Raw genomic sequence first — 8,690 nt, 5'->3', positions numbered from 1 at the left:
ATCGTCAATGGCTTGTTCCTGAAAATGGGCAGTCTGACGAATAGCGGCACCAATCACGGCATCATTGCGATGGGTTACCCAGTATCCTCCCTCCACGCCGCGTGACATGACAAGATCCGAGTTCTGCACCAAAGGCTCTGAATATGCACTTGGTGTTGCCGTAACCTGCCGTTTCCCCACATGGCGCAGCAGAAGATTAGCGCGAGTCTGGGCAAAGATCTCATAAGTGTCACGCACAATGTCAGGCACATCAAGCGCATCCAGAGATTTGACCTGAAAGTCTTGCGACGCCTCGATGATGATGTAATCCGGCCGATAGTTTGAATTTGCCACGAGATCGGTCAGAACTTTGACGTCCTCACCTTCGATATCGAGCGACAGGAGGCCAAATTCCTGACCGATGCCATGCTCTTTCAACAGTTCAGGAAGACAACGCACATTGACCTGAACCGCACCCCTTGTTTCGCCCCAAGAGGCTGCGGCGGCGGGATCAAGTGAGGACACATCATCGTTTACGCCAATGGTAAACTCCGCGCTGCCATTATAATCGGACACAGCCGTGCCCACGATTATACAGTTCAGGCCATTAAATTCGGCCTGAATATTGGATAACAGCACCGGGTTGGCTTCAACCAACAGTCCGCGCCAGCCAAAATGTGCCATCAGGTCATATGAGTTGGAGCGGTCTCGACCACGGGCTCCAACATCCACCACCACCGGATCGGCAACACTATGACACGCCCACTCTTTCAGAAGCAGAGCTATTTCACCGAACTGGTCATGCGCGTTGATGAATGGGGCCGACGTTGAAAGAGCACGTTGCGCATATTCGTCCGAGGCAACAAAACGCTCGATCATCGCAGAGGCGTCTGCTTCTCCCGAAAGGAGAGATCTTACATGGCTGTCGATTTCTTCGGATGTCGGCGTTCGCCCAAGCAGCTGTTCATAGAGACTGGTTACGAAAGCAGGCGGGCTGTAGCTGAGAGACTTATTTGCATTGCGTCGAAACATATTTTCAGAAGCTTTCAATTCTAGGCAATTCCACGGGCAGCTTGAGCCAGGCGGCCTCGCACCAGTTTGTAGGTTTTATCATAGTCGAAGGTTTGCGCGCGCGCTCTAGCGGCCTCTACGACTTCTTCTAACGCACCGCTTTTAGCATCGGCCACGAAACGGCGGAAGGCGACATCTAGTGATGTGCTGCTATAAGGGTCGAAGTAATAACCGGTATCACCCAGCACCTCGGGCAAGGATGTCGACACGGTAGACAGGACCGGAAGATCAAAGCCCATGGCTTCAAGGGCAGGCAGGCCGAACCCTTCAAAAAGAGAAGGGTAAAGTAACGCAGAAGCCCCGACCAGAAGCGCGTTCTTCTGTGCCTCGCTGACGTAGTCCATATAAACAATCCGCCCGGATTGAACAGCATCCTCAAGACCCCAGTGCTTGATCTGGGATTGAAGATCTGGCCCCCATCCCTGTCGACCGGCGAATACGACACGGTACGTATCCAACACATCGGAATGCGTAGAGAGCCATTCCAGTACCAGTCCAATATTCTTGCGCGGTTCGATCGTCCCAAGCATCAATAAAAACGGTTCCACCTCGGCTTCACCCAGCAGACTACGGGCAGCCCTGTATGCTATTTCGTCTGTACTGTGCCCCAACAGACAAACCGTAATATCGTCACGCGGTACATCGAAAACCCAATTCAAGTCACGAGCAGTTGCCTCGGAAATGCAGAACATGTGATCACAGATGCTTACCTGCTGGGAAATCCCCTTCGAATGGTATTCCACCGTATGCGAAGTATGACATTCCGGCGTCAGAAGAGGCGAGAAATCGTAAAACATCATCGCCTCCCAATCGAATAGCTTCTCAAGTGGTCGCGCATTCAGAAAAAGCCCGACGGTGCCATCAAAACGTCCCTGACCGCGCAGGATATCCTTGATTTTTTTTGCTTTGGGCAATCTGGGAACGGCCGCCTGAAGCGACTTGCCGCTGCGTTCCGCTATGCATTGATCCACAAGCGCCCGCGGGATCACGTGATCCACAGCGAGGATATGTACCTCTGCATCAGGGTCGGCGACAGCGCGGCGAACAATTTCATAGGTAACGTTTGAAATACCCGTATATTGAACTTCCCAGAGTGGGCTGGCGTCGATCACCCAGGGAACGCGGTGGCCGGTCATGCCAGAACCTCCTTTGCTAGCCTATGGAAGTCCGCTTCGAAACGGGCCTGCCCGAACCTAGAATCGATCGCATGTCGACCTTTCCGCGCAAGTTCCTGGCGTGCATTGCCATCCAAGGATAAAGCCTCACCGATAGCTGAAGAAATGGCTTCCGGTGTCGCGGGAAAATGAGTGAAACGCGCATGTTCAGAGAACGCATTGATTGAACTATCTGCCGTTTCAGGCGCGCATTCGATCCAGATCGCATCGTCTGGGCCAAGATAACTGGCCATGGCGGTATTCCTGGTGGTTATAACGGGGATGTCCTGCAACGCTGTTTCAACCAATGGCAGGTTAAGCCCTTCTGCAGATGGCGCTCCCACGTGGAAATCAGAATGCGCGCGAAGGGCAGCCATGGATTGGTCGTCCAGATGTCCGGCACAAAATAGCACGGCATCGCTTGTTTCGCGGAAAGAATATACCTTATTCAGGATCTCGTTGATGTTACAAATTGTCGTCGCCTTGCCATCAATTACGAGTTTGACCACCAGCAAAAAGTCATGCCCTGCAGCACGCGCCTGCAATACACCTTCCAGCAGTTTGTCGATGCGCTTACGCTTGTCGAAGGGGTTGAGCACTGCAAGCAGTACAGGTTCGGAACGCCCCTGTATCGCATCCCCAAAGGTGGTGACCTTCGATGGGTCGCTTGTATCTTTGCCGGCAAGGAACACGGCGGGCATAGCCATAACTTCCGCATCATCTCCAGGTTCCGTCGGTTTTATCGGAGGTGGTAAGGTTATCGCCTGAGACAGACCCGCGGCATGAAGGTTATCGCGCGTGAAATCAGTCCAGCACAGAATGCGGTCCGCCCGCTTCAGAACTGCAAGTTGATCATAAAAAGGTGAAATATCCGGTGTTCCACGAAAGAACTCGGGGAATTCCCAGCCGCAAACAAACAGATTTGGAAGATTGTAAAAGGGCCGTAAATGCTCAACTGGTTTGACGGCAATATGCAGGTCTTGCGGTGTGATGTTCATGATTTCTCGCGCAATCGGGGCCTGATAAATCTCTGGGCGCGCAATATTCTTCGAAGAATACCCAGCCTGTACCAGCCCTTCTTCATAGAGACCAGCAATGAGTTTCCATGAATAGTGCGCCTGCCCCAGGGTCAGTACATGAGCCTGAAAAGGCAGACGCTCTTCGTCCAACAAAGAGCTCAGAAATACCGTAGCGGATTGTCCTTCAGGAGTGTTTGGCAGCAAGTTCAGGTGCCTCTCTTGGTCGAATCGTCAGCTTTGGCGACAAGTTCTTCGATTGTCATGACATGCGCAGGTAAATCAGTCGAGCGCGGTCTGTGAGGATCAAAAACAAGAATATTTTCCTCAGGTTCAGGCACTGTGCCCAGATGCTGGTTCGCAGGCCAAGGCAACATCAGATAATCCGGGCTGCTCATCCACTGTCGGAACAGACGCCGAGGGGTTCCATCACCATCAACGATCCATTTTCGGAACATTCCACGCGGTTTACCATTTGTGTGGAACAGTAACCTCCGCAAAGCACGCTTTGGACGGCCACTCACGGGCCGGAACAGCAGACGTTCCAGAATACTACGCTTGGATTGATTTAGGAGTTCCTTCAGTACCTTTTGCTGTTCCTGGGCTTTGCGGCGCAGGGCCGGCAATTCCGCGGCCAAAGGTGCGACCTGCTTCAACTCTTTTCTCAGTGCAGTGATGGCCTTATCCTGGTTGGCCAGCACCTGATGAATATCAGACATGCGCGCTGAAAGGGCCGCATCAAACCGGTGTAAGCCATGGTGAAGGTCCATCCCAAGCTGGAGTGCAAAAGCCTTATCCAAATCGCCGATCTTTGGACCATCGACCTGTGCCACCACTGCATAGTCCAGCGAAACATCTGTCAAAAGACTGATCAGATGGGCAGCCGTTTCGTCTTTTGGCTCACTGCCCTGAAGCCGAAGAACCACATTACGAGAGAATCCGGCGTGCTCAGTGAGAAAACTGGTCAAGATTGGGGGCAGCGGCCGTACATGAGTGGGATCGAGATGGAAGTTTACCAGGCCAACAAGCGGGTTTTCCGGATTGGGCGTTTCCAGAATTAAAAGCCCCCCCGGACGTAAGACACGGCGTGCTTCTTCTACCAGCTCGCGCACTTCATCAAACGGCAAATGTTCAATCAGATGAAAAGCTGAAACGAGCGCAAGCGTGTTATCTGGAAGCGCCCGTATTGCTGTCAACGCCTCCATGCTTTCAACGGCCAACCCCTTGTCGCGGGCAACATCCAGCATGGCCTTGTCGATATCAACGCCACGCGCACTAAGGCCGGCTTCCTCCAGGATTTCAAGCCATTCACCTCGACCACACCCCAGGTCAAGCGCCTGTGCGCCCCCCTCCTGACAGGCAAGCGGAGTCAAAAACGGTTGATACACCCGCAAACGGCTCAAAATATGAGAAGGATCGCCACGAAACTGCGCTTCCAGATCGCGATAGAAGGTGTCCGTCATACTTCCATACTTTCGTCGTTCACTTAGCTTTGTCGAAGATGATTGGCCCTGCTTCAACAGCCCAATCCAATTGTTAGTGCATGATCAGCCGGAGTTCATCCCGGTTCTCATCCAGATTTCGTTCCACTATATTGGCTCTTCCCGCTCAGGACTAAGGCGGTGCAGCTCTGAACAGAGGTTGAGCACTCACACGCCATGGAACGGGCCGGGAACCGATGAGCCCCACAGTATAGCGAAGGCTACAACCTAGGCGCATCCGCTCATAGCTCAAACCGAAAATGGTGCCAGGGTGGTTGGTTCAGGTTACTCATTCAGCATCCATCTCAGCGTCTCTTCCAAGCTGTGACGAACGCCCACCGGGATCAGACTTTCCAGATGCGATGGATCGCCCATCAGAATTTTTATTTCCTGAGCACGCGCAAAGGAAGGGTTGGATACCACTTCGATCTCATGGCCGGTGATGGTTCGGCACATGTTCAGGATCTCTCCTAGCGCCGTTGCCTTGCCCGAGCAGATATTCACGGTCTCACCCCGAGGCGCGTTTTCAAGCAATAACCTGTATATCCGCGCCACGTCGCGCACATCCGAAAAGTCCCGGGCAACATCCAGATTACCCAGTTCCAACTGCGGCAGCTTTTGACTAAAATGAGAAACGATCTTGGGCACAAGGAATTTAGGATCCTGCCCGTGGCCCGTATAATTGAATGGCCGCGCGATCACGATAGGCAGGCAGTCATCAAACAGCCGGGCCATGTGCTCCATGGCAAGCTTTGAAACCGCATAATCATTAACCGGCGCCGGGCGGGCAGTTTCCGGGATGGATGACTCTGTGGCGTTGCCATAAATATTTGCGCTACTGGCCAGAACAACGGCCTTGCTTCCGTGCCCGGTGTTGGCAAGTACTTCAAGCAAGCAACGCGTTCCCATCAGATTGACCTGATAAAAGCTCTCTGCTGTCCCATGCGCCACAAAGGCGACCCCCGCCAAATGCAGCACCGCGTCCGGCGCGACATTTGTGATAACCTGCTCGAGGCTGCGAGCGTCGGTCAAATCCGCTTCTAGGTAATTGGGATCGGGTTCAGGAGCCGGGTGTGTCCCGGTCCCCCAAACATCCCATCCCGCCCTTTCAAGCTCTTTTGCGGCGTAGTGTCCGGTAAACCCGTAACGCCCGGTTATCAGAACTCGCGGAGCGGACATTAGAAGGACACGCCTTTCTCGTTGCGCGCAAGATCTGCTTCGACCATCATTTGGCAAAGATCTTCCAGAGACGTTGTCGCTTCCCAACCAAGCTCCTGCTTTGCCTTGTTTGCGTCACCAATCAGCAAATCAACTTCGGCAGGCCGATAGAATTTGGGGCTGATCCGTACAAGAACACGATTACTTTCGGTGTCCACGGCCACTTCCTTCTCTCCTTCACCTTCGAAACGCAACTGGATCCCCGCACTCTTGAATGCCATGGAGACAAAATCCCGTACGGTCTCGGTGCGACCGGTTGCCAGCACAAACGTGTCAGGTTCATCGGCTTGCAGCATACGCCACATGCCGTCCACGTAATCCCGGGCAAAACCCCAGTCGCGTTTCGCGTCGAGGTTGCCCAGCTCAAGGCAGTCAAGCTGGCCCAATTTGATTTTGGCAACTGCATCAGTGATCTTCCGGGTCACAAACTCCAGCCCCCGCAAAGGGCTCTCGTGGTTGAAGAGAATGCCCGAGCTGCCAAACATATCGTAGCTTTCGCGATAGTTTATGGTCATCCAATGAGCATAAAGCTTGGCGACACCATAAGGGCTGCGCGGCCAGAACGGGGTCGTCTCGCGCTGTGGCACTTCCTGAACCTTGCCGAACATTTCGGACGTGGATGCCTGATAGAACCGGATATTGGGGTTCACGATTCTGATGGCTTCGAGCAGATGCAACGCACCAATGCCGGTAATCTGCGCGGTCGTGTGCGGCTGTTCGAACGAGACGCCCACAAAACTTTGAGCAGCCAGGTTATAGATTTCCTCCGGCTCTACCCGCTGAATAAGCCGGATCATCGTCCCCATGTCGGTCAGATCGAGTTCTGACAGAACCAAATTGGGGTGATTGCGAATTCCCAAATCTTCAATGCGCCAAAAATTCGTGGAAACAACCCGGCGGAAGGTGCCAACGACCTTGTATCCTTTGTCCAGCAACAGCTGTGCGAGATAGGCACCATCCTGCCCAGTAATACCTGTGACGATCGCAGTTTTTGTCACTTCTAATCCCTTTCTGTTTTGTCGATTACCCGTCGGGTGAGACACCTCGACACGAGCAATACTCTTTTTTCTCAACTGCGCCATATGTACATGGCGTTTGTGGTATGATTTCGCTCACTCTTGCTGCTGAACAAGCTGTCTGCAAAGTCCTGGATTGGCGGTTGAATGTTCTGTTCCGAGCATTGAATGCTGAACACAAGCGTTTGATCACAGGTTGTAGTGCCGAAACTCCTGAAATTCTCAAGTACGTATTGAATTATTTGGGTGCGTACATAGCCTGTCCCATATCCTGAGCCACATCGGTCCAACTGCGCAAATGCGCGGTTTGTATTTTGTCTTCCAAGGTTGCACGGCGAGAAGGATCGTTGAGCCTTAAAACAGCTTCTGCAATGCTTTCGATACTCATTGCATCACAGTATTCAACCAGATCCATTCCAACTTCGACAAGCGAACTGTTCTGGGCGACAACCCCCGTCTTTTTATAAGCTAACGCCTCGCCCACAGGCAGACCCCAGCCCTCGTAAATACTGGGCATCAATATGAACTGGCAATTCTTGTAAAGGGCGCGAAGCTCTTCATCTGTCGGGCTCTCAACGATGTTTACATAACCATATACATTGCCAGTCCCCTTCATCAGAAGGTCAAACTCCGCCGTCAACCACCCCCTGCGACCAGCGAATACCAGCTTTGGTATATCAAGATGGCCCTGATCCACCAGATATTTCCATGCCATCGCCGTGCGCCATACATTCTTGCGTGGTTCGATTGTGCCAACACATAGGGCGTAGGGTTCCCCGGTAACTTTCCGCAGTTCGGCACTCAGTTGGCTGGTGTCCTTGAGGTGCGGATATGCGTCAAACGAAATCCGGGACGACACGGGCCCCTGCGTCTGGGTTTCCTCTTCTGCTGCCTCGGTTTTGGACAGCCCAGCCTGCGCCAAAGGAACAGTCGTTGCTGTATGCTGGATATTATGTGCCTGGAAAAAGTGCAAAAGATCGCATCGGGTGGCTTCGGAGATCGTCATGTAGCGGCTCGTATATTCCTGAGAGGTCAAAAGCCAGTCATAGAATATGTAAGGCATGGTCCCAGCCGTAAGCTCCGGGGTCACGATTGGAACCAGGTCATAGACAAGCGTATGCACTTCCATCCCATGCGTCCTGGCCATGCGGAATCCTTGACTCTGGTGCGCCTGCCAGCTGCTGTCCAGAAGAACAAGATGGTCCCCCTCTGTGGCCAATTCGAATAAAGGCAGCTCTGTGCGGCGGGACCCTGAGATGCTTTTGGGTGTTTTCTTCCATCGGGCTGTACGCCACGATTTTGATGACATATCCTTTTTTCGAAAGGGAGCTTCCCTCCGAAGCAAGCTCAGCACATCCAGCTTGGTACGGTGAAAGAAATACTTGGCAGGACTATTTCTGTATCTATCCAGCACTGGAAGATTCGAGTGTGCCGCCTTCCAAGGATGGAAGAGTTGTCTCAGTTTCACCGGTGAGGCGAGTGTATCCTGCCCTATCTCGCTCAGACGCACGCAGCGTTGAACCCCGGACCGCGGATCACACCAACTTAGGTAAATTAGCTTAGGATCACTGAGTTGGGCAAACTCAGTGATCAATTCTACTATAACGCGTTGAATGCCAGAGTAGCGGTCAATTTTTTTGATATAAGTGATCAACCCAGAGATATCGAAAAAAACTCTGTTGCCATCTGTGTTAAACATAGGGGTATTCATAGTTACTCTCCACGCATTCAGCCAGATGAAATGGCTTCATCTTG

The 8,690-nt window shown here is 52.6% G+C and carries 7 protein-coding genes; all 7 read right to left on the bottom strand.

Annotated elements, in window-relative coordinates; all coding sequences use genetic code 11:
* Nucleotides 1-1,011, bottom strand: a 1,011-nt coding sequence (locus tag ALB80_RS19730; protein WP_050605818.1) for an FkbM family methyltransferase, incomplete at its 3' end; no start/stop codon positions are given.
* 20 nt (nt 1,012-1,031) lie between these two features.
* Nucleotides 1,032-2,186 carry a glycosyltransferase family 1 protein gene (locus ALB80_RS19725; protein WP_050605817.1) on the bottom strand — a complete coding sequence of 385 codons (1,155 nt, stop codon included), beginning with the start codon at nt 2,184-2,186 and terminating at the stop codon, nt 1,032-1,034.
* Nucleotides 2,183-3,373 carry a hypothetical protein gene (locus ALB80_RS19720; protein WP_157054282.1) on the bottom strand — a complete coding sequence of 397 codons (1,191 nt, stop codon included), beginning with the start codon at nt 3,371-3,373 and terminating at the stop codon, nt 2,183-2,185. The genes ALB80_RS19725 and ALB80_RS19720 overlap by 4 nt, the downstream gene beginning before the upstream one ends.
* Before the next feature lie 56 nt (nt 3,374-3,429).
* Complete coding sequence (locus ALB80_RS19715) at nt 3,430-4,683, bottom strand: bifunctional 2-polyprenyl-6-hydroxyphenol methylase/3-demethylubiquinol 3-O-methyltransferase UbiG (protein WP_050605815.1); 1,254 nt, start codon at nt 4,681-4,683, stop codon at nt 3,430-3,432.
* A gap of 303 nt (nt 4,684-4,986) precedes the next feature.
* Complete coding sequence (locus tag ALB80_RS19710) at nt 4,987-5,880, bottom strand: NAD-dependent epimerase/dehydratase family protein (RefSeq protein ID WP_050605814.1); 894 nt, start codon at nt 5,878-5,880, stop codon at nt 4,987-4,989.
* Nucleotides 5,880-6,917 (bottom strand): GDP-mannose 4,6-dehydratase, encoded by a 1,038-nt coding sequence (gmd, locus tag ALB80_RS19705; RefSeq protein WP_050605813.1) that lies wholly within the window; start codon nt 6,915-6,917, stop codon nt 5,880-5,882. Before gmd ends, ALB80_RS19710 begins: the two co-directional genes overlap by 1 nt.
* 256 nt (nt 6,918-7,173) lie before the next feature.
* Nucleotides 7,174-8,646, bottom strand: coding sequence for a glycosyltransferase family 1 protein (locus ALB80_RS19700; RefSeq protein WP_083445388.1), 1,473 nt, complete (start codon nt 8,644-8,646; stop codon nt 7,174-7,176).
* Between the last annotated feature and the right edge of the window lie 44 nt (nt 8,647-8,690).

This window comes from Ruegeria sp. 6PALISEP08 (assembly GCF_001238295.1).
Lineage (GTDB): Bacteria > Pseudomonadota > Alphaproteobacteria > Rhodobacterales > Rhodobacteraceae > Ruegeria.
Note: the sequence above shows the minus strand (reverse complement) of the source record. Positions and strands in the feature narration are given on the sequence as shown.